The following is a 20,917-nucleotide window of genomic DNA, read 5'->3' as shown; positions in this document are numbered from 1 at the left end:
GCACGGAGAGTTCCGGCAGCCATGTGCAGCACCGCCCGGAAGCGGCGTCGCTAGACCGACGCGGCCATCCACTCCGGAAGCGCCTCTACGCGCCCGGCCCACTCGGCCGGCGGCGCCCCGTCCTTCGTGGCGGCGACCACCCCGCCCACGATGGCGCAGGTCGTGTCCACGTCCCCGCCGACCTGTGCGGTCGTCCAGAAGGCGTGCTCGTAGTCCCCGAGAGAGCGCGCGGCGGACCAGAGGGCGAAAGGAACCGTGTCGTGCGCGGTCGTACGCCTGCCACAGCCCAGCACGGCCGCGACGGTGGCCGCGTCGTCGTAGTCGAGCATGTCCCGGGCACGGCGCAGCCCGGCACCGACCGCGCTCTTGGGGACCAGCGCGATCACTCCGTCGAGCAGCGCGTGGGGATCGGGCGGGCCGCCGGGGTCGGCGGCCAGTGCCGCGGCCGCGGCGACCGCCATGGCACCGACCACCGCCTCGCGGTGCTGATGCGTGGGGTACGCGGAGATCTCGGCCTGGTGGGTCGCCTGCTCCGGATCGTCCGCGTACCAGGCGCCCAGCGGCGCGATGCGCATCGCGGCCCCGTTGCCCCAGGACCCCTGCCCGTTGAACAGGGCGGCGGCGAGCTCGCGCCAGTCGCCGCCCTCCCGGACCAGTCGCAGCAGCCGGTTGACCGCGGGGCCGTAGCCGCGGTCGAAGTCGTGGTGGTGGGCGAAGGAGTGTGCCAGTGCGTCCTGGTCGATGCGGTGGTGGGTGGCCAGGACGGAGACCACGGAGCAGGCCATTTCCGTGTCGTCGGTCCACTGCCAGGTCCCGGGAGGCAGCTCCCTGCACTTCAGCAGCGGGTAGTTCGCGGGCACGAAGAACTGTGAGCCGAGCGCGTCCCCCACCGAGAGTCCGCGCAGGCTGGACAGGGCCCGGTCCAGGCGCCCGTCAGGAGATGAATGAGCGGTCATCGCCCTGCCACTCTATCCGGTGATCCCGTACGGTTCCGGATCTCGCCAGCGTTCAAAGGGCCGGTCAAGGGTGTACTTGCCGTCCTCCCCGAGAACGAGCATCCGCATGTCGCCGTTCCCGGGGTTCGACAGCGACTCGAATTCCGCGACCGTCCAGTGGAACCAGCGCATACAGAACAGGCGCATGGCCAGACCGTGGGTCACCAGGAGCACGTTCGGCGGATGGTCGGGGTCCTCGAAACTGCGGAACAGACTCTCCAGGAAGCCGCCGACCCGGTCGTACACGTCGGCCCCGGACTCGCCCTGGGCGAAGCGGTAGAAGAAGTGGCCGTAGGCGTCCCGGTAGGCCTTCTGCAGGCGCACGTCGTCGCGGTCCTGCCAGTTGCCCCAGTCCTGCTCCCGCAGCCGGGGCTCCTCCCGTATCCGTATGAGCCCGGGGTCGAGGTGGAAGGCGCGCAGTGTCTCGTGCGTCCGGCGGTACGGGGACACGTACACACTGACCCGCTCCCGTCCGAACACCTCGCGCAGCGCCTTGCCCGTCCTCTCCGCCTGCGCCAGGCCCTGCTCGGTGAGGCCCAACGCGTGGTCGGGTTCGCGCTCGTACACGGAGTCGTCGACGTTGCCGGTCGACTCGCCGTGCCGGACAAGAACGATGCGCCGTGGTCGTGCCATGTCAGAACCCTAGATCGAGCCGGGTGAAATCATGGACTCGTACCGGCCTCGCACGGTGTACATCACACGGTTTCCACACCGCGGTCGCCATACGGCACCGGGCGAGTCAGTCCGGTTCTCAAACGGTCCACGAGGGTTCCAGCTGCACGATGTCCCCCGTCAGCGCCGCGATGTCGGCCTCCGTCTGGGCGCGCAGCGCGAGCCGCTCCACCCGTTCGGTGCGGTACTTGCCGTGCTCGGCGGCCGACCGCCACATGGACAGGACCAGGTACTCGTACCCCGGCGCCTCACCGAACAGCCCCCGGACCATACCGGGCGAGCCGGCCATCGCGGGGTTCCAGACCTTCTCCTGCATGAGGACGTAGTGCTCGGCCCGCTCCTCGTGGACACGGCAGAGCGCCACCCGCAGCAGGTCGGCGTCCGTGAAACGCGGCTCGAAGCCGGTTTTCACATCGAACCGGTGGTCGAAGAGCCTGACCTGGGCGTCCTTGAAGGTGCCCGCCTGTGCCGAGGCGAGGCGGTCATGGGATCGAGCCATGAAGGAGTCGTAGAAGGCGCGGCTCTCCCAGAAGGCGAAGACGTGCGCCACGTCCGGCCGCCCGCGGCTCCAGCCACCCCCCTGCCCCCGAAAACCCGGCTCCCCCGGAAGCCCCGCCCACTTTCGCTGCCCCCGCTCGAACCCGCGGCGGTCCACCACGGTGCAGCGAATCCACTTGACCAGCACCGCGCCATGGTAAGGCCAGGAACGTGGCACCGGTCACTCTCCTGGTGACCACTTGCCCCCGCCCGCCTCCGCGCGCGTGGCAGGATGGGCAACCGGCCGTCATCGCTCGGCAGTTGAGGTGGCCGGGCAGGGCGGGGGACCTGGGAAGGGGAAGTCTGTGAACGGCCTCAGCAAGGGCATTCGAAAGGTCGAGGTCGCGCTGCGGTGGGACCCGAGTCCGGCGGGTGAGCCGCCCGCCGACCTGGACGTCGTCGCCGGGACATACGTGGCGGCGGACCCGTACGGCGCTCCCGCGTACGTGGTGCACTTCGACAGCCGCTCCCCCGACGGCACCATCTATCTCAACCGGGACAGCCGGGACGGCAAGGGCTTCGGATTCGACGAGGTCATGACCCTGGAGCTGGAGCGTCTCGACGCGCGGTACGCGCGCGTGGTGGTCGGGGTCGCGATCCAGCAGCGCACCGAGGACCGCACCTTCGGTGACGTGACCAACCCAGGCCTGCGCATCCGAGAGGGCTACACCGACCTGGCCACGGACGACTTCGGCGGGGTCCTGGGCGCGACGGCGGCGACGGTCGCGGAGTTCGTGCGGGACGAGACGGGGAGTTGGGAGTTCCGGGCCGGCGTGCAGGGCTTCGAGGGCGATGCCGCGACGTTCGCCGCCACGATGGGCGCGGTACGCCGGTCCTGACGGCGCTGTTCATGAACAGCTGAGTAAGGGGCGCCCACCAGAGTGGACGCCCCTTACTCATGAAGCCCTACAGGTCAGCTGCAACCGCTGGTCGAGCCGCAGCCCTCGCAGATGTAGCAGGAACCGGCGCGCTGCATCTTCGTGCCGCAGGAGAAGCACAGCGGGGCGTCGGCCTGGATACCCAACTGCATCTCCACCAGCTCGGCGCTGGTGTGCGCCTGCTGGGGAGCGGGCTTGGCCACCTCGACCTCGGCCTTCGGCGTGGCGACGGCCTTCAGCTCCTGGGCGCGCGGCGCCGACTGGGCCAGGCCCTCGACGTCGAGCTCCTCGTCGGACGGCTCGTACGAGCCCGTCTCCAGGTGACGCTGGCGCTCCTCGGCGGAGTGGATGCCGAGCGCGGAGCGCGTCTCGAAGGGCAGGAAGTCCAGCGCCAGGCGGCGGAAGATGTAGTCGACGATCGACTGCGCCATCCGCACGTCCGGGTCGTCCGTCATACCGGCCGGCTCGAAGCGCATGTTGGTGAACTTCGAGACGTACGTCTCCAGCGGCACGCCGTACTGGAGGCCGACGGAGACCGCGATGGAGAAGGCGTCCATCATGCCCGCGAGGGTCGAACCCTGCTTGGACATCTTGAGGAAGACCTCGCCGAGACCGTCGTCCGGGTAGGAGTTGGCGGTCATGTAGCCCTCGGCGCCGCCGACCGTGAAGGAGGTGGTGATGCCGGGACGACCCTTCGGGAGGCGCTTGCGGACCGGGCGGTACTCGACGACCTTCTCGACCGTCTCGCGGATGGTCGCCTCGGCCTTCTCGGTGACCTCCGCCTTCTCCTGCTCCTTCTTCTTTGCGGAGAGGGGCTGGCCGACCTTGCAGTTGTCGCGGTAGATGGCGAGCGCCTTGACGCCCATCTTCCAGGCCTCGAAGTAGACCTCTTCGACGTCCTCGACGGTCGCCGACTCCGGCAGGTTGACCGTCTTGGACAGGGCACCGGAGATCCACGGCTGGATCGCGGCCATCATGCGGACGTGGCCCATCGCGGAGATGGAACGCTCGCCCATGGCGCAGTCGAAGACCTCGTAGTGCTCGTGCTTGAGGCCGGGGGCGTCGATCACGTTGCCGTGCTCGGCGATGTGGGCGACGATCGCCTCGATCTGCTCCTCCTGGTAGCCCAGGCGGCGCAGGGCCTGCGGGACGGTGCCGTTGACGATCTGCATCGAGCCGCCGCCGACCAGCTTCTTGAACTTGACCAGGGCGAGGTCGGGCTCGAGACCGGTGGTGTCGCAGGACATCGCGAGACCGATGGTGCCGGTCGGGGCGATGACGGAGGCCTGGGAGTTGCGGAAGCCGTTCTTCTCGCCGAGGCGCAGCACGTCCTGCCAGGCCTCGGTGGCGGCCGCCCAGATCGGCGTGTCCAGGTCGTCCATGCGGACGGCCTTGGCGTTCTCGTCGGAGTGCTGCTTCATGACCCGCAGGTGCGGCTGCGCGTTGCGGGCGTAGCCGTCGTACGGGCCGACGATCGCGGCGAGCTCGGCGGAGCGCCGGTACGACGTGCCGGTCATCAGGGAGGTGATGGCGCCGGCCAGGGCACGGCCGCCGTCGGAGTCGTACGCGTGGCCGGTCGCCATCAGCAGGGCGCCGAGGTTGGCGTAGCCGATGCCGAGCTGGCGGAAGGCGCGGGTGTTCTCGCCGATCTTCTGGGTCGGGAAGTCCGCGAAGCAGATGGAGATGTCCATCGCAGTGATGACCAGCTCGACGACCTTGGAGAAGCGCTCGGCGTCGAAGGACTGGTTGCCCTTGCCGTCGTCCTTCAGGAACTTCATCAGGTTCAGCGAGGCGAGGTTGCAGGACGTGTTGTCCAGGTGCATGTACTCGCTGCAGGGGTTCGAGCCGTTGATGCGGCCGGACTCCGGGCAGGTGTGCCAGGCGTTGATGGTGTCGTCGTACTGGATGCCGGGGTCGGCACACGCCCAGGCGGCCTCGGCCATCTTGCGGAAGAGCGCCTTGGCGTCGACCTCCTCGATGACCTCGCCGGTCATGCGGGACGTCAGGCCGAACTTGCCGCCGTCCTGGACGGCCTTCATGAACGTGTCGTTCACGCGGACCGAGTTGTTGGCGTTCTGGTACTGGACGGACGTGATGTCGTCGCCGCCCAGGTCCATGTCGAAGCCCGCGTCGCGCAGGGCGCGGATCTTCTCCTCCTCCTTGACCTTGGTCTCGATGAAGTCCTCGATGTCGGGGTGGTCGACGTCGAGGATGACCATCTTGGCGGCGCGGCGGGTGGCGCCACCGGACTTGATCGTGCCGGCGGAGGCGTCGGCGCCGCGCATGAAGGAGACCGGGCCGGAGGCGTTGCCGCCCGAGGAGAGCAGCTCCTTGGAGGAGCGGATGCGGGACAGGTTCAGGCCGGCGCCCGAGCCGCCCTTGAAGATCATGCCCTCTTCCTTGTACCAGTCGAGGATCGACTCCATGGAGTCGTCGACGGACAGGATGAAGCAGGCGGAGACCTGCTGCGGCTGGGGCGTGCCGACGTTGAACCAAACGGGGCTGTTGAAGCTGAAGATCTGGTGCAGGAGGGCGTAGGCCAGCTCGTGCTCGAAGATCTCGGCGTCGGCGGGCGAGGCGAAGTACTTGTGGTCCTCACCGGCCTTCCGGTACGTCTTCACGATGCGGTCGATGAGCTGCTTCAGGCTCACCTCGCGCTGCGGGGTGCCGACGGCGCCCCGGAAGTACTTGCTGGTGACGATGTTGACCGCGTTCACCGACCAGAAGTCGGGGAACTCGACGCCGCGCTGCTCGAAGTTGACCGAGCCGTCGCGCCAGTTGGTCATGACGACGTCACGACGCTCCCAGGCCACCTCGTCATAGGGGTGGGCGCCGGGAGTGGTGTGGACGCGCTCGACGCGGAGTCCCTTGCCCGCCTTGGTGCCCTTGGCGCGGGAACTCCGTGCCGGACCGCTCGCCGTCTCTGTCATGCCGCCTCCCTGGTACGGGCGAAAACGCCCTGAAGTGCCCCGATTGTTCCCGTGGCACGGTGTTCTGTCTGGTGTTGCGGGCATGTCTCGCTCCGCCCGCAACAGGTCTTTCTCACTCGCCGCCGTCCGGCCGGGCCCGGGCGCCGAAGTCCGGGTCCGACCCGCCGGTCAGTCGGCGGCGCCGGCGGGTTCGGGGACCTGTGCCGCCCCCGTGGACCCGCGGCCGTCTTCCTGGCTCCCCGCGTCGGCCTCCCGACCGACCGCGCCGGGGCGTCCCGTCGCCTCCCTGAGCTCCACGATCGCGGCCTCGAAGTCCTCGAGCGAGTCGAACGCCCGGTAGACAGAGGCGAACCGCAGATAGGCGACAAGGTCGAGCTCCTGCAACGGGCCGAGTATGGCCAGCCCCACGTCATGGGTGGTCAGCTCGGCACTTCCGGTGGCCCGCACCGCCTCCTCGACCCGCTGGCCGAGCTGGGCGAGGGCGTCCTCGGTGACGGGCCGACCCTGGCAGGCCTTGCGCACACCATTGATGATCTTGGTGCGGCTGAACGGTTCGGTGACCCCGGACCGCTTCACCACCATGAGCGAGCACGTCTCCACGGTCGTGAAACGACGGGAGCAGTCAGGGCACTGGCGGCGCCTGCGGATCGACGTGCCGTCGTCGGTCGTACGACTGTCGACGACCCGGCTGTCGGGGTGCCTGCAGAAGGGGCAGTGCATGAACTCCGAACCCTCCTCACAGCAGACTCAACAGCCCCGAAAGGCCCCTCAGGCCTCTCGAAGCAGCCCCCAGCATAGGCGATCGCGGCGGGCCCGAAGACCCAGGGGACCACAACTTGTGGGCTGCTACCGCAATCCAACCACTAGATGTGGGGCTTGACTCACACTTTCACGCCCTGCACGCGTGTCGTGCCCATACGTACAGGTGGCGCACGGACACGGCCATATGGCGGACGCGGACGCGCCGACCGCACCCCTCCGAGCATGCGGAGATACCGTGGGCGCCGCGGGGAGGGGACGTGCGACTACCGCACAGAGGGGGAACCGGCCCCGCCGGCGGGGATGCCGGATGGCAGACTGGAGCGACGTCCTCGAGGCTGCCACCACGGCGGTGAAGGGTACAGCAGTGAGCCCATTCGCCCGCCGGGCACCGCGGTAGCCATACACCCACACACACGATCAGGGCGAGTGATTCGCGTTTTTTCACTCGAACGTGTGTTTGGCGCAACCTTTCGAAAGCTACTACCGTTGTGCAGCAGGGAGACCATCGAGAGGGGCCGACGTGACCACCACCGCCGACAGTGCCACCATCACTGCCCAGGACCGCCCCCAGGGCCGACCTGAGCCGGTGCACACCATGAGCGACGCCACGAATCCCGAGGGGCACAAGCGCTCCCTGCCGGGCCGACCTCCCGGCATCCGGGCTGACAGCTCCGGACTCACCGACCGCCAACGCCGGGTGATCGAGGTCATCCGGGACTCCGTGCAGCGGCGTGGATATCCGCCGTCGATGCGTGAGATCGGCCAGGCCGTCGGCCTCTCCAGCACCTCGTCGGTCGCGCACCAGCTGATGGCGCTGGAGCGCAAGGGCTTCCTGCGCCGCGACCCGCACCGTCCGCGCGCCTACGAGGTGCGCGGCTCGGACCAGGCCGCCTCCGTGCAGCCCACGGACACCGCCGGCAAGCCCGCCGCGTCGTACGTCCCGCTCGTCGGGCGCATCGCCGCCGGTGGACCGATCCTCGCCGAGGAGTCCGTCGAGGACGTCTTCCCCCTGCCCCGGCAGCTGGTCGGTGACGGCGAGCTGTTCGTCCTGAAGGTCGTCGGTGACTCGATGATCGAGGCGGCCATCTGCGACGGCGACTGGGTCACGGTCCGCCGCCAGCCCGTCGCCGAGAACGGCGACATCGTCGCCGCCATGCTCGACGGCGAGGCCACCGTCAAGCGCTTCAAGCGCGAGGACGGCCACGTCTGGCTCCTCCCGCACAACGCGGCATACGAGCCGATCCCCGGCGACGACGCGACCATCCTCGGCAAGGTGGTGGCCGTACTGCGCCGCGTCTGAGCGCCACGGCGGGCGGGTGCGCCACGACAGCGACCCGCCGACCCGACCGGGCCCCGGAACCTCTGCGCCGGTTCCGGGGCCCTGCGCTGTCGCGCCCCGGGCGACGTGAGGGCCCCGCGCTCAGTCGCCCTCCGTCTGCCGCGCCGCCGCGTCGATCGCGGCGAGCGACCTGCGGACCTGGTTGCGGTCCGTGGTGAACCAGAAGTCGGGCAGTGACGCCTTCAGATAGCTCCCGTACCGAGCCGTCGCCAGCCGCTGGTCCAGTACGGCGACCACGCCGCGGTCGCCCGACGCCCGGACGAGCCGGCCGGCGCCCTGGGCCATCAGCAGCGCGGCATGCGTGGCGGCCACCGCCATGAAGCCGTTGCCCCCGGCCTCCTCCACCGCCTTCTGGCGTGCACTCATCAACGGGTCGTCGGGGCGCGGGAACGGGATCTTGTCCATGACGACCAGCTGACAGCTCGGCCCGGGAACGTCGACGCCCTGCCACAGCGACAGTGTGCCGAAGAGACAGGTCTTCGGATCGGCGGCGAAGTTCTTGATCAGCTCGCCGAGCGTCTCCTCGCCCTGGAGGAGGATCGGAAACTCCGGAATGCGGGAGCGCAGCTCCTCGGCGGCCAGCTGGGCCGCGCGCATGGACGAGAACAGTCCCAGAGTGCGGCCGCCCGCCGCCTGGATCAATTCCGTGAGCTCGTCGAGCATGTCGCCGCGGTCGCCGTCACGGGCGGGGCGCGCCAGGTGCTTGGCGACGTAGAGGATGCCCTGTTTGCGGTAGTCGAAGGGCGAGCCGACGTCGACTCCCTTCCACTGGGGCACGTCGTCGCCCTCGGTGCCTTCGGGGGCGAGGCCCAGGGAGGCGCCGACGCCGTTGAAGTCGCCGCCCAGCTTCAGGGTCGCGGAGGTCAGGACGACCGAGCGCTCCGTGAAGAGCTTCTCGCGCAGCAGGCCCGAGACGGACATGGGGGCGACCCGCAGCGAGGCCCCGCTGTATCGATATGCGGCTCCGCCGCGGGGCTCGTGCCGCTCGTACCAGACGACGTCCCACTCCGAGCCGTTCGTGATCCGCTCCGCCACGTCGTGCACGGACTCCACGGAGGCCAGCGCCTGCTTGCGGACCGCGTCCTCGTCCTGCACCGACTTGTCCCGGGTGGTCCCGATGGCGGAGATGACCGTACGACAGGCGTCGCGCAGCGCCATCAGGGCGTAACCGAGGTCCTCCGGGATCTCCTCCAGCCGGCCGGGCAGCGCCAGCTCCATCAGCCGCTCGAAGCCCTCGGCGGCCGTCTGGAGCTGGTCGGCCGCCTTCTCGTTGACCAGCTTCGCGGCGCGCCGCACCGCCCGGTTGACCTGCCCGGGGGTGAGCTCGCCGGTGGCCACCCCGGTGACCCGGGAGACCAGCTCGTGCGCCTCGTCGACGATCAGCACCTCGTGCTGCGGAAGCACGGGGGCACCCTCGATGGCGTCGATCGCGAGCAGCGCGTGGTTGGTGACGACGACCTCGGAGAGCTTGGCGCGCTCGCGGGCCATCTCGGCGAAGCACTCGGCGCCGTAGGCACACTTCGAGGCGCCCAGACACTCCCGGGAGGACACCGACACCTGCGACCAGGCCCGGTCGGAGACGCCGGGCGTGAGGTCGTCACGGTCGCCGGTCTCGGTCTCGTCCGCCCAGTCACGCATCCGCAGCAGGTCCTGGCCCAGCTTGCTGGTGGGGGCGGCGGCCTCGAACTGGTCGAAGAGGCCCTCCTCCTCGTCCTGCGGGACCCCCTCGTGGAGGCGGTGCAGGCACAGGTAGTTCGACCTGCCCTTGAGCATCGCGAACTCCGGGCGGCGGCGCAGCTGTGGATGGAGCGCGTCCACCGTGCGCGGCAGGTCGCGCTCCACGAGCTGGCGCTGCAGGGCCAGGGTCGCGGTGGCCACGACGACCCGCTCCCCGTGGGCCAGCGCGGGCACGAGGTAGCCCAGGGACTTGCCGGTGCCGGTGCCGGCCTGGACCAGCAGATGGGAGCCGCTGTCGATCGCTTCCTCGACGGCTTCGGCCATGGCCACCTGGCCGGGACGCTCCGTACCGCCGACGGCGGTGACGGCGGCGTGCAGGAGTTCGGGGAGTGAGGGCTTCGTCATAGCGCGACCAGCCTACGGCCCGGGACTGACAAGCGAGTGCGCGCGACGGGTGCAAGGGGCGGAGGAGGCGACGCGAGAGTCAGAGGGGATGTGAGAGGCACAAGGGCCGGAGGGGACAGCTGGGACAAGGAAGGCTCCTGTGGCGGACGGACTGGCGGGCGAGCCGGCAGGGGTTGTTTGGCGGGCGGGCGCGTGTGCCGGTCGGCGGTCGGGCGCGGTGCTGGTCGGTGCTACGGCGCCTCGCGCGACGACCGCTCCCGCACCATGAGGGCGGCGCGCTTGGCAGGCAGGACGACCTCGCCGGCACACCGGAACCCCGCGCCGAGGAACGCGGCCACGGACGGCGCGTTGCGGACGTCGGGTTCGGCGAGGACCCGTCTGCAGGCGGGCCGCGCGGCGAACACGAGGTCGGCGACGGCCCTGATCAGGGCGGTCCCGATGCCCTGGCCCCGGTCGGCGGCATCGCCGATCAGGAGGTGGATGCCGGTGTCGTGCGGCCGGACGGGGCAGTACCGGGCCAGCGGGTCGAGGTCGGCGCGGTAGATCTCCCAGTAGCTCATCGGCACGCCGTCCAGGAGGCCGACGCACGGGACGCTGCGTCCGTCGCCGGCCAGCTGGGCGCGTACGTGGTCCTCGGTCACGCTCCGGGGGCCGGTCAGCTCCCAGAACGCGGCGACGGCGGGGTCGTTCATCCAGCGGCCGATGAGCGGAACGTCCCGTTCGGCGTCGACGGGCACCAGGTGGAACACCCCGGCGGGGGTGAGGGCCGGGCCCCAGTCGGCGACGCGGTCGAGCAGGTCTGGGCCGGTCGGCGGCACCGGCGTCCCGGCGGGGGCGTTCCTCTGCTTCCCGAAGAGGGCGACGAACTCCTCGGGCAGGTGGAGATCCAGGGTGTCGTCGGCGCTCGCATCGGTGGAAGCCACGGTGTCACTCCTTCGGAAGACGAAGAGGGCGTCGGATGAAGGACCGGTGGGGCCGGTCGGCGGTGGGCTCAGAGGTGCAGCGGTGGGCTCAGGCATGCAGTGGGTTGGTGATGCTGACGTAGACGGACTGGGTGTCCACCGGGCCGACGAGTTCGTCGAGGCCGTGCAGCCGGGTCAGCAGGTTGGCCTTGCAGCGCAGTACGGGTGAGTCGAGGAGGTGCGCGGGCAGCGGACTGCTCAGCGGGGCGGGCCCGGAGGCGAGCTCGCGGAGGAAGCGGCGAAAGGCCGCGAGCAGCAGCCGTTCGTCGGCCAGGTGCTGGGAGCCGAAGGCACCGATGACGCCGAGCACGTTGTTGATGGCCAGGTAGTACGCGAAGCGCTCGTCGGTGACCTCGTCGGCGACGAACGTGTCGCTGCGCTCGCCGATGCCGGGGAGCCGGGCGTCGAGTTCCGCGCGTCGGGACTCACGGAAGTAGTAGCCCTGGTTGTCGCGGTAGCGGCCGCCGGCGGGCCAGCCGTGTGCGTCCAGCAGAAGCAGCGTGTTCTGCTGGTGCGCCTCCAGGGCGATCCCGGCGTTGGCGTCCAGCCACAGGACGGGACGTACGACGTGGTGGAGGTACCGCAGGAACCACTCGGCGGCGACGGCTCGGCGCGTCCGGCCGGTCCGCCCGGCGAGTCGGGCGACGACCTCGGCCAGCCGGGAGGGCGCCGCGGAGGCGGCTTGCCCGCCGGGGGCGTCCGGCCGCACGTGGGGCCGGGGGGCTACGAGGCCGGCGACGCAGGAGACGTCGTCCGAGGGCCGGAACGGGTTGTGTCGGATGACCACGTCGAGCCCGCGCAGGGGCCGGCCGTCGGGTCCGTCGACGGCGAGCCAGGCCGGGTCGCGGACGATGTCGAAGTGCGGGTGGGCGGCCTGCCACTGACGGAACAGGCCGCCGCGCAGCAGACGGTGGACCTCGACTCCGCGGTGGAGTTCCTTGCGCAGGTTCTCCCGGCGGGAGTTGGTGATGTGCAGGGCCAGCGAGAGTTTGAGCATGGCGGGGGCGCCGGTTCGGTGGACGGTCCGGAGGGACGAGGTGGCGTGCCAGGGGGCGCCTTGGGCGCCGAGGTCCCGGAGCAGCCCCGCGTCCAGCAGGGCCGCGGTCTCCGGTCGGTGCGCCACGGCACGGAACTGCCAAGGGTGCAGGGGAAAGACCGCGTACCCGTCCGGTGGTACCGGCACGTCCCCGGCGAGGCGCGCGGTGAGCCGGGCCGCGGTGACCGGGCGGCCGCGCTCGGTCCAGGCCGAGTCGGTGGCGAGTACGCCGGGGGCCACGGCCACCCAGTGCAGGGGGAAGGAGCCGCGCAGTTCGGGTGAGTACCGACGGGCCTCCCCCTCGGTGAGGCCTTCGCGGCTCTTCGGAGTGGGGTGCAGGGGATGTCCGAGGAGGAGGGCCTGCTCGGCGTCGAGGAAGAGGTCGGTGCCGTCGGAGGGACGTTCGCCGCCCTCCTGCCGCTCCTGCTCCTCCCGCCGGGCGCGAAGGAAGACCGCGGTGCGGCGGACGGAGTCGGCGACCCGCGCGACGAGGTCGGCACCGTCGGGCCCCAGGACGCCGGACGTCTCCCGGGCCAGAAGCGCGGCCACCGTCACCGCGTCCACGGGCGGCGCCGAGACGGGGGCGTGGGCCAGGCGCGGGAGGCCGAAACGGTGCTGGCCCGTCGGGGACCAGTAGTGGACGGGGACGGCCAGGGTCGTGCCGCTGCCCGGGAGCGGCACCCGGAGGACGCCGTTGTCGGGGGCGGGCACGTCGGCCTCGCGGGCCCAGCAGCGGAGCAGGTGTTCGACGGCCGCGGCCTGGGCCACGCCGTACGGGTCGGGGCCGCCCCCAAGGTCGGAGGGCGCGGGGTCGTCGGCGGACGCCGCTACGGGCCGGGGCGCAGGCTCGGCATCGACCATGGATACGGACGTGCTGACTGCGAGTGCGGGGGTGGTGGTGTGCAACGCGGTTCCCTGTGACGTGCGGTGGCCAGGAGCGGGTCTCAATGTGCGGTGCGTTCCGGGCGCGGCGGCGCATGGTCGTTACGGCCTCGGCTCACCTGCCCGGTCACCGCGACCGCCTTCACCGCGTCGGCGAGTCGGTCCACCACCGCCGTCATCTGCTCCTCGGTGACGATCAGCGGCGGCAGGAGACGGACGACGTTCGCGGACGGACCCGCGACGTCCACGATCAACCCGCGGCGCAGACACTCCCGTTGGACGGCGGCGGCGATTTCGGCGGCGTCTCCGGGGCGGTTGCCGCTCGCGACGCTGTCGCGCACACCGTCCGGCGCCGCCAGCTCGATGCCGAGCATCAGACCTCGCCCCCGTACGTCGGCGACGCACCGGAACTCCTCGGCCAGGGCGCGCAGTCGGGTCAGTGTCCGGGACCCCAGTGCGGCGGCGTGGTCGGCGAGGCGGTGCTCGCGGACGTGGGAGAGGGTCGCCGCGCCCGCGGCGAGGGCGAGTTGGTTGCCGCGGAAGGCACCGGCACCGGGCTCCCCCGGGTGCAGATCGTCGCGGTGCACCACCGCGGTCAGCGGCAGGCTGCCACCGATCGCCTTGGAGAGGACCAGCACGTCGGGGGTGATTCCGCTGTGCTGGACCGCCCAGAAGGCGCCGGTCCGCCCGACACCCGTCCCGGTCTCGTCGGCGATCAGCGGGACGGACCGTTCGGCAGTGGTGCGGCGCACGCACCGCATCCAGGTGTCCGGCACGGTGAGCACCCCGCCCTCGCCGTGGACCGGTTCGACGATCACCCCGGCGGGCAGTGCCTCCCCCGAGATACGGTCGTCCAGCACCGACTCGGCCCCGTGCGCGGCGAGTTCGGCACCGCGCTCGCCGTCGACGCCGAACGGGCCGTACGGGTCCTGCGGGTACGGCAGGCGCGCGAGCCGCGTGCCACAGGCGTCGCCCGGACCCGCGCACGCCTCTGCGCCCGCCCGGTGGTGGGCGTCGGTGAAGGCGACGATCCGGGTCCGCCCGGTGGCGGCGCGGACGAGGCCTACGGCGGTGGCGACCGGGTCCGCCCCGGTGGGCCCGCAGAACCGCACGCGCGCGTGGTCGGCGAGGCCGGGCGGCAGGGTGCGCAGCAACTCGGTGACGAAGGCGTCCTCGACGGGCGTGGTGAGGTCCATGACCTGCAACGGAGCGCCCGAGTCGAGCACTTTGCGGATCGCCTCCAGGACGACCGGGTGGTTGTGCCCCAGTGCCAGTGACCCGCCGCCCGAGACGCAGTCCAGGTAACGGCGGCCGTCGGCGCCCTCGATGGTGAGGCCCCGGGCCCGGACCGGCACGACCGGCAGGGCGTGCGCGTAGGTGCGGGCCGCGGCCTCTCGCGCCGGTTGACGCTTCGGTGCGCCCTCCTGCCCGGCGCGCGCCCGCACGGGCGCCTCGCCCATGAGCCCCTTCCCCGCGGTCGGCCCGACGCACCCGCCCTCGGACACCAACCCCCCACGCGCGGATTCCGCCACGGCTCCGACCCTCCCGCTGTCCAGACACGCCCGACGTGTCGGGGCGCCCTCGGCACAGGGGGCCGCATCCGGTCAGCGGGCCCCGCCCCCCTACCAACCGCGCATCGTGCACCGGGTTACGGGTTCACACGGAGACCGCTGCCGGGACCGCGCGGGTGAGGGTCGTTCGCTCCTCGTCCCCGGTCACGGCACGGCTCTCCGGGTCGTTCGGGGCCGCCCGAGTGCGGTGTGCCAGGTCAGACGGCTGTATCCGAACCGTTGCCGTTCCATCGGAACTCCCCCACAGCGAACGAATAGTGTGTGGTGCCGTCCCAGAGCGCCGTCAGCTCCGCGGGAGCCCGGGAACCTGACCCGGGACCGGCGGAGGGGCACGGCCGCGGCACCACGTTCGTTCACAGCAGGGGGAGTCAGCACCATGCGATCCATACGGCCGTCGTTCACCATGCGCGGGCACAGGCACGGGCGGCGTAGGACCTCCCCCGTACCCGTCACCGTGGCGCTCGTCTCGGCGCTCGCGCTCACCGCCACCGCCTGCGAGTCGGGCGATCCCGAGGCGGGCGGCGACGCCTCGGCCTCCGCGGCCGCCTCGGACGGCGGCAACGGCGAGATCCGTATCCCGGACCACATCAAGGACAAGCTCAAAGAGCACGGGATCGACGTCGACGAGTGGAAGAACGGCGCCTGGAAGAATTGGAACAAGGACGACTGGCTGCGCGAGGCGCAGGACTTCGTCAACCCGATCATCGAGGACCTGTGGGACCCGGACCGGATGCGCGACGCCGAGGAGGCGGACCAGCCGGTCGACGACAGCGACCTCTCGGGTGACCAGGGCGTCACCGACCCGGAGCCGGCGCCCGTCGAGGCGGCGGCCGTCCCGGCCAAGTACCACGACAACGCGGCCACGGCCGGCAAGCTCCTCTTCGACTCCCCCAAGGGCTCGATGGTCTGCTCGGCGACGGTGGTGGCGGACCCGGCCAACCCCGGCAAGTCCAACCTGGTGTGGACGGCCGGTCACTGCGTGCACGCCGGCAAGAGCGGCGGCTGGTACCGCAACATCGCCTTCGTCCCGTCGTACAACGACGCGGGCATGTCGCTCGAGGAGCTGGCGAACGCCACCAAGGAGGAGCTCGCTACCTACGGTGTCTGGTGGGGTGACTGGGCGCAGACCTCGGACCAGTGGATCGAGCAGGGCGGTGCGACCGGCGGTGCCGGCGCCTCCTACGACTTCGCCGTCATCCATGTGACGCCGGAGAAGGGCAGCGACGGCAAGTCGCTGGAGGAGACGGTCGGCGCGGCGCTGCCGGTGGACTTCGACGCGCCCGCCGTGCCGGAGATCGAGAGCATGAAGGCGATCGGCTACCCGGCCGCGCCGCCGTACGACGGTCAGAAGATGTACCAGTGCGAGGACAAGCCCGGGCGGCTGTCGCTCAACGCCTCCGACCCGACGATGTACCGCATCGGCTGCACCATGACGGGCGGTTCGTCCGGTGGCGGCTGGGTCGCGGCCGGTTCCGACGGCAAGCCTGCGCTGGTGTCCAATACCTCGATCGGCCCGGTGACGGCCGGATGGCTCGCGGGTCCGCGGCTGGGCGAGGAGGCCAAGGGCGTGTTCGACGCGGTGAGTGACAAGTTCGCCGGCCAGTGACCGTGCGCTGAACACCGCGCTCAACTCGGAGGACGGTGGGGTGGGTCGGGCGAGCACGCCGGCACACCCCACCGCAGCCTCTCCCGACATTCGTATGTCTCACATTCTCAACGGGGGTCACCACATCATGCGTTTCACCTTCATGCCCGCCGTGCCACGGCGCGGCCGGCGCACCGCACTCGCCGCCACCGGTCTCGTCGCCTCCCTGGCGCTCACCGCGACCGCCTGCGGCGGAGCGGAAAAGAACGAGGCCGACGCCAAGCCCAGTGGCGGCACCTCCCAGGCGGCCGACACCGGCGGCGACGGCGGGGCCGAGCTCCCGGCCGGTCTCACGGACCGGCTCAAGGAGCACGGCATCGACGTCGACCAGTGGAAGGACGGCGGCTGGAAGAACTGGGACAAGGACAAGTGGCTCAGTGAGGCCAAGGACTTCGTCAACCCGGTGATCGAGGGCCTGTGGAAGCCGGACCGGATGAAGTCCGCGAAGGAGGCCGACAAGACGATCACGACCCAGGACGCCACCGCCGACCCGGGCGTCAGCGACCCGGAGCCGGTGCCCGTCGAGGCCGTGGCGGAGAAGACGCCGTACCACCAGAACGCCGCCCCGGTCGGCAAGGTCTTCTTCGACTCCCCCGAGGGATCGATGGTCTGCTCCGGCACCGTCATCAAGGACGTGAACCACCCGGGCAAGTCCAACCTGGTGTGGACGGCGGGCCACTGCGTGCACGCCGGCGGCAGCGGCGGCTGGTACCGCAACATCGCCTTCGTGCCGTCGTACAACGACCTCGACAAGTCCGAGGCGGAGCTGGCCGGTGCGACGACCACCGAGATGGCCCCGTACGGCACCTGGTGGGCCGACTGGGCGTCGACCTCGAACCAGTGGATCCAGGGTGGTTCGGGCAGTGGCGGCGACGGGGCCGCGTACGACTACTCCGTGCTGCATGTGAAGCCGGAGCAGGGCAGCAAGTCCCTGGAGGAGACGGTGGGCGCGGCGCTGGACGTGGACTTCTCCACGCCGTCCGCCTCCGAGGCCGGCAGCATGGGGGCCTGGGGCTATCCGGCCGCCCCGCCCTACAACGGCCTGAAGATGTTCAAGTGCATCGACCGGCCCGGCCGGCTGTCGCTGAGCGCGTCGCTGCCGACGATGTACCGCATCGGCTGCACCATGACCGGCGGTTCGTCCGGTGGCGGCTGGTTCCGGGTGGTGGACGGAGAGACCAAGCTGGTCTCGAACACCTCGATCGGTCCCCTCGACAACACCTGGCTGGCGGGCCCGCAGCTGGGCCGCGACGCCGAGGCGATGTACCAGAACATGAGCAGGACGTACGGCGGTCAGTGACACGGACGTGACCGAGGCCCGCCCCCTGCCGTCGGCAGGGGGCGGGCCTCGGTCGTCGCTGTGCGAGCCTCAGGCCAGCTGGGCCGGAACGTACGGCGTGAGCTCCGCCGCCAGTTCCTCGTGCACCCGCACCTTGAGCAGGGTGCCCTCCGGGGTGTGCTCTTCGGAGATCACCTCGCCCTCGTCATGGGCGCGGGCGACCAGCTTGCCGTGGGTGTACGGCACGAGCGCCTCGATCTCGACCGCGGGCCGCGGCAGCTCGTTGTCGATCAGCGCGAGCAGCTCGTCGATGTTCCGACCGGTGCGCGCCGAGACCGCGATGGACCGCTTCTCGACCCGCAGCAGCCGCTGGAGCACCAGCGGGTCGGCCATGTCGGCCTTGTTGATCACGACGATCTCTGGCACGTCGGTGGCACCGACGTCCCTGATCACCTCGCGCACGGCGGCCAGCTGCTCCTCCGGAGCCGGGTGCGAACCGTCCACCACGTGCAGGATCAGGTCGGAGTCGCCGACCTCCTCCATCGTGGAGCGGAACGCCTCGACCAGGTGGTGTGGCAGGTGCCGGACGAAGCCGACGGTGTCCGCCAGCGTGTACAGCCGACCGCTCGGTGTCTCCGCGCGGCGCACGGTCGGATCGAGGGTGGCGAACAGCGCGTTCTCCACCAGCACGCCCGCGCCGGTGAGGCGGTTGAGCAGCGAGGACTTGCCGGCGTTGGTGTAGCCCGCGATGGCGACGGACGGCACCTTGTTGCGCCTGCGCTCCTGGCGCTTGATCTCGCGGCCGGTCTTCATCTCCGCGATCTCCCGGCGCATCTTCGCCATCTTCTCGCGGATCCGGCGCCGGTCCGTCTCGATCTTGGTCTCACCGGGACCACGGGTGGCGAGACCGCCGCCCTTGCCGCCGCCCATCTGACGGGACAGCGACTGACCCCAGCCGCGGAGCCTGGGCAGCATGTACTGCATCTGCGCGAGCGCGACCTGCGCCTTGCCCTCTCGGGACTTGGCGTGCTGGGCGAAGATGTCCAGGATCAGGGCGGTCCGGTCGATGACCTTGACCTTGACGACGTCCTCGAGGTGGATCAGCTGACCGGGGCTGAGCTCACCGTCGCAGATGACGGTGTCCGCGCCCGTCTCGAGGACGACGTCGCGCAGCTCCTCGGCCTTGCCGGAGCCGATGTAGGTCGCGGCGTCGGGCTTGTCGCGGCGCTGGATGACGCCGTCGAGCACGAGCGCGCCCGCGGTTTCCGCGAGGGCAGCCAGCTCGGCGAGGGAGTTCTCCGCGTCCTGCACGGTGCCCGAGGTCCATACGCCGACGAGGACGACACGCTCCAGGCGGAGCTGGCGGTACTCGACCTCGGTGACGTCCTCGAGCTCGGTGGAGAGGCCCGCCACCCGGCGCAGAGCCGCGCGGTCGGAGCGGTCGAACTGCTCGCCGTCCCACTCCGAGTCGGTGTCGTGGCTCCAGGCGACGTCCTCTTCCATCAGGGCATCGGCCCGAAGGCCCTCGGGGTAGGTCTGCGCGAGACGCTTGGTGTCCTGGGAGGGGGAAGAAGAGGAGGTCATTGGATCCTTACGTAGCTGGGAAACGATGCGCGCGGCACGGATACCGCCGCACTCGGGACAACGCGCGAGCCGCCGGGAAGATTCCCGCGGCCCGTGCCGCGCCGTCCCGAAGATGGTCGCACGGCACGGGTCGTCTCGTCACCGGCTTATTCCCCGCGTGCCTTCCCGGCGGCGGCCGCGGGCGCCCGGCCGTTCTCCGTCGGCCTCCAGTCCGGGTGGCCGGGCATCGGCGGGGTCTTCTGGTCGTACAGCCAGGCCCGGAGGAAGCCGCCCAGGTCGCGGCCGGAGATCTCCGAGGCCAGCCGGACGAAGTCGGCGGTGGTCGCGGTGCCGTCCCGGTGGCGGACGACCCAGGCCCGTTCGAGGCGGTCGAAGGCGGTGCGGCCGATCTCCTGGCGCAGCGCGTAGAGGACGAGCGCGGCACCGTCGTAGACGTTGGCACGGAAGATGCCGGTCTTGCTGCCGGGTGCGGGCGGCTTCGGGGCGGCCGGCGGTCCGCCGGCCGCGCGCCAGCGGTCGGAGGCGCCGTAGGCGGCCTTCATCCGCGCCGCCAGGGGTTGGTCCGCGGTCTCCTCCGCGTAGAGGGCCTCGTACCAGGTGGCGTGTCCCTCGTTGAGCCACAGGTCGGACCAGGTGCCCGGGCTGACACTGTTGCCGAACCACTGGTGAGCCAGCTCGTGCGCCATGATCGACTCGAGGTACCACTTCGGGTAGGCGCGTTCGGTGAACAGCTCCCGCTCGAAGAGGGAGAGCGTCTGGGTCTCCAGTTGGAAGCCGGTGGTGGCGTCGGCCATGAGCAGGCCGTACGTCTCGAAGGGGTAGCGCCCGACCTTGTTCTCCATCCAGGTGATCTGGTCGGGGGTCTTCTTCAGCCACGGTTCGAGCGCCGCGCGGTGCTTCGTCGGCACGACGTCCCGGACGGGCAGTCCGTGCGGGCCGGTGCGGCGCAGCACCGTGGAGCGGCCGATGGACACCTGCGCCAGCTCGGTGGCCATGGGGTGCGCGGTCCGGTACGTCCAGGTGGTCGATCCGCCGGCCCGTTCCACGCCCGTGGGCAGGCCGCCCGCGACGGCCGTGAGCCCGTCGGGGGCGGTGACGCGGATGGTGAACCGTGCCTTGTCGGAGGGGTGGTCGTTGCAGGGGAACACCAGATGGGCGACGTCGGCCTGGTTGGCCATGGCGAGTCCGTCGGCGGTGCGCACCCAGCCGCCCTGGCGGTCCTCGGGGGACACGGGGTCGCTGCTGTGCCGCACGGTGATCCGCACCTGCTCGCCCTCGTGGAGCGCGACGTCGGGCGTGACGACGAGATCCTCGGCCGCGGTGGCGAAGCCCGCGGGCTCGCCGTCGACCTCGACGGAGACGACCTTTCCGTGGGCGAAGTCGAGGTTGATCCGGTCCAGGTCGGCGGTGGTCCGGGCGTCGATGGTGGTGACGGCCTTCAGCGGCTCACGGTTGCTGCCGGAGTAGGTGAAGGCGAGGTCGTACGCCGCCACGTCGTACCCGGGGTTGCCCAGGTACGGGAAGAGGCGGTCGCCGACGCCCAGGGGGACCGGTGGGGCGCTCGCGGCGACCAGGCAGACGGAGACGGCCGAGGCGAGCAGCGCGACGGCTGTGGACCGGCGGTGGGATCGGGCGCGGGGTCGGGAAGCCGGGGAGTGGGGGGTGTGCGGCATGCCCCACGGCTATCAGCGCGGGTGTGCGCCGCGGCGACGGCGCGCGCCCGGAGCACCCGAACGGGTACGTCCGTCCGTCCGTGGCCTGCT

Annotated in this window: 15 protein-coding genes; 4 read left to right on the top strand and 11 right to left on the bottom strand. The window is 71.1% G+C overall.

Going from position 1 to position 20,917, the window contains the following annotated elements; translation table 11 throughout:
* Positions 1-50: 50 nt before the first annotated feature.
* From ACIGO6_RS09900 to ACIGO6_RS09890, 3 genes are all read right to left on the bottom strand, one after another.
* Entirely contained in the window at positions 51-956 is a 906-nt protein-coding gene (locus ACIGO6_RS09900; RefSeq protein ID WP_399873821.1) for an ADP-ribosylglycohydrolase family protein, read from the bottom strand.
* Positions 957-968: 12 nt separating this feature from the next.
* Complete coding sequence (locus ACIGO6_RS09895) at positions 969-1,628, bottom strand: histidine phosphatase family protein (protein WP_399873819.1); 660 nt, start codon at positions 1,626-1,628, stop codon at positions 969-971.
* Positions 1,629-1,746: 118 nt separating this feature from the next.
* The gene (locus ACIGO6_RS09890) at positions 1,747-2,352 is read right to left on the bottom strand and encodes a YdbC family protein (RefSeq protein WP_399873816.1); all 606 of its coding nucleotides are present in this window, start codon (positions 2,350-2,352) and stop codon (positions 1,747-1,749) included.
* A 157-nt stretch (positions 2,353-2,509) separates the two neighbouring features.
* On the opposite strand from ACIGO6_RS09890, the gene ACIGO6_RS09885 reads away from it, so the two are divergent.
* Positions 2,510-3,043, top strand: coding sequence for a TerD family protein (locus ACIGO6_RS09885; RefSeq protein WP_399873813.1), 534 nt, complete (start codon positions 2,510-2,512; stop codon positions 3,041-3,043).
* Between the two features lie 74 nt (positions 3,044-3,117).
* Here ACIGO6_RS09885 and ACIGO6_RS09880 read toward each other — a convergent pair whose 3' ends face one another.
* Positions 3,118-6,012, bottom strand: coding sequence for a vitamin B12-dependent ribonucleotide reductase (locus ACIGO6_RS09880; RefSeq protein ID WP_399873810.1), 2,895 nt, complete (start codon positions 6,010-6,012; stop codon positions 3,118-3,120).
* A 168-nt stretch (positions 6,013-6,180) separates the two neighbouring features.
* Entirely contained in the window at positions 6,181-6,732 is a 552-nt protein-coding gene (nrdR, locus tag ACIGO6_RS09875) for a transcriptional regulator NrdR (protein ID WP_399873807.1), read from the bottom strand.
* Positions 6,733-7,294: 562 nt separating this feature from the next.
* Here nrdR and lexA point away from each other — a divergent pair.
* Positions 7,295-8,074: a transcriptional repressor LexA gene (gene lexA / locus ACIGO6_RS09870; RefSeq protein WP_399873805.1), complete on the top strand. Its 780-nt coding sequence runs from the start codon at positions 7,295-7,297 to the stop codon at positions 8,072-8,074.
* 120 nt (positions 8,075-8,194) lie between these two features.
* On the opposite strand, the gene ACIGO6_RS09865 is transcribed toward lexA, so the two are convergent.
* From ACIGO6_RS09865 to ACIGO6_RS09850, 4 genes are all read right to left on the bottom strand, one after another.
* Positions 8,195-10,195, bottom strand: a complete 2,001-nt coding sequence (locus ACIGO6_RS09865; RefSeq protein WP_399873802.1) for an ATP-dependent DNA helicase — start codon at positions 10,193-10,195, stop codon at positions 8,195-8,197.
* A gap of 230 nt (positions 10,196-10,425) precedes the next feature.
* Positions 10,426-11,118, bottom strand: coding sequence for a GNAT family N-acetyltransferase (locus ACIGO6_RS09860; RefSeq protein ID WP_399873798.1), 693 nt, complete (start codon positions 11,116-11,118; stop codon positions 10,426-10,428).
* An 88-nt stretch (positions 11,119-11,206) separates the two neighbouring features.
* Complete coding sequence (locus ACIGO6_RS09855) at positions 11,207-13,054, bottom strand: IucA/IucC family protein (protein ID WP_399874873.1); 1,848 nt, start codon at positions 13,052-13,054, stop codon at positions 11,207-11,209.
* Positions 13,055-13,137: 83 nt separating this feature from the next.
* Positions 13,138-14,535 (bottom strand): aminotransferase class III-fold pyridoxal phosphate-dependent enzyme, encoded by a 1,398-nt coding sequence (locus tag ACIGO6_RS09850; RefSeq protein ID WP_399873797.1) that lies wholly within the window; start codon positions 14,533-14,535, stop codon positions 13,138-13,140.
* A gap of 487 nt (positions 14,536-15,022) precedes the next feature.
* Between ACIGO6_RS09850 and ACIGO6_RS09845 the strand changes: the two genes are divergently transcribed.
* Positions 15,023-16,252 carry a trypsin-like serine peptidase gene (locus tag ACIGO6_RS09845; protein ID WP_399873794.1) on the top strand — a complete coding sequence of 410 codons (1,230 nt, stop codon included), beginning with the start codon at positions 15,023-15,025 and terminating at the stop codon, positions 16,250-16,252.
* Positions 16,253-16,394: 142 nt separating this feature from the next.
* The gene (locus tag ACIGO6_RS09840; RefSeq protein WP_399873791.1) at positions 16,395-17,591 is read left to right on the top strand and encodes a trypsin-like serine peptidase; all 1,197 of its coding nucleotides are present in this window, start codon (positions 16,395-16,397) and stop codon (positions 17,589-17,591) included.
* 69 nt (positions 17,592-17,660) lie between these two features.
* On the opposite strand, the gene hflX is transcribed toward ACIGO6_RS09840, so the two are convergent.
* A complete protein-coding gene (hflX, locus tag ACIGO6_RS09835) occupies positions 17,661-19,154 on the bottom strand; it encodes a GTPase HflX (protein ID WP_399873788.1) in 1,494 nt (497 codons plus the stop codon).
* A gap of 146 nt (positions 19,155-19,300) precedes the next feature.
* Entirely contained in the window at positions 19,301-20,827 is a 1,527-nt protein-coding gene (locus ACIGO6_RS09830) for a M1 family metallopeptidase (RefSeq protein WP_399873785.1), read from the bottom strand.
* Positions 20,828-20,917 lie beyond the last annotated feature (90 nt).

It is taken from the genome of Streptomyces sp. NPDC053750, assembly GCF_044544295.1.
Lineage (GTDB): Bacteria > Actinomycetota > Actinomycetes > Streptomycetales > Streptomycetaceae > Streptomyces.
Note: the sequence above shows the minus strand (reverse complement) of the source record. Positions and strands in the feature narration are given on the sequence as shown.

Excerpts from the sequence above, each read along its gene's own strand:
- ACIGO6_RS09865 (WP_399873802.1), bottom strand. The coding sequence starts at position 10,195 with ATGACGAAGCCCTCACTCCCCGAACTCCTGCACGCCGCCGTCACCGCC.
- ACIGO6_RS09850 (WP_399873797.1), bottom strand. The coding sequence starts at position 14,535 with ATGGGCGAGGCGCCCGTGCGGGCGCGCGCCGGGCAGGAGGGCGCACCG.
- ACIGO6_RS09855 (WP_399874873.1), bottom strand. The coding sequence starts at position 13,054 with ATGGTCGATGCCGAGCCTGCGCCCCGGCCCGTAGCGGCGTCCGCCGAC.
- hflX (WP_399873788.1), bottom strand. The coding sequence starts at position 19,154 with ATGACCTCCTCTTCTTCCCCCTCCCAGGACACCAAGCGTCTCGCGCAG.
- ACIGO6_RS09900 (WP_399873821.1), bottom strand. The coding sequence starts at position 956 with ATGACCGCTCATTCATCTCCTGACGGGCGCCTGGACCGGGCCCTGTCC.
- nrdR (WP_399873807.1), bottom strand. The coding sequence starts at position 6,732 with ATGCACTGCCCCTTCTGCAGGCACCCCGACAGCCGGGTCGTCGACAGT.
- ACIGO6_RS09840 (WP_399873791.1), top strand. The coding sequence starts at position 16,395 with ATGCCCGCCGTGCCACGGCGCGGCCGGCGCACCGCACTCGCCGCCACC.
- ACIGO6_RS09880 (WP_399873810.1), bottom strand. The coding sequence starts at position 6,012 with ATGACAGAGACGGCGAGCGGTCCGGCACGGAGTTCCCGCGCCAAGGGC.
- ACIGO6_RS09830 (WP_399873785.1), bottom strand. The coding sequence starts at position 20,827 with ATGCCGCACACCCCCCACTCCCCGGCTTCCCGACCCCGCGCCCGATCC.
- ACIGO6_RS09845 (WP_399873794.1), top strand. The coding sequence starts at position 15,023 with ATGCGATCCATACGGCCGTCGTTCACCATGCGCGGGCACAGGCACGGG.
- ACIGO6_RS09895 (WP_399873819.1), bottom strand. The coding sequence starts at position 1,628 with ATGGCACGACCACGGCGCATCGTTCTTGTCCGGCACGGCGAGTCGACC.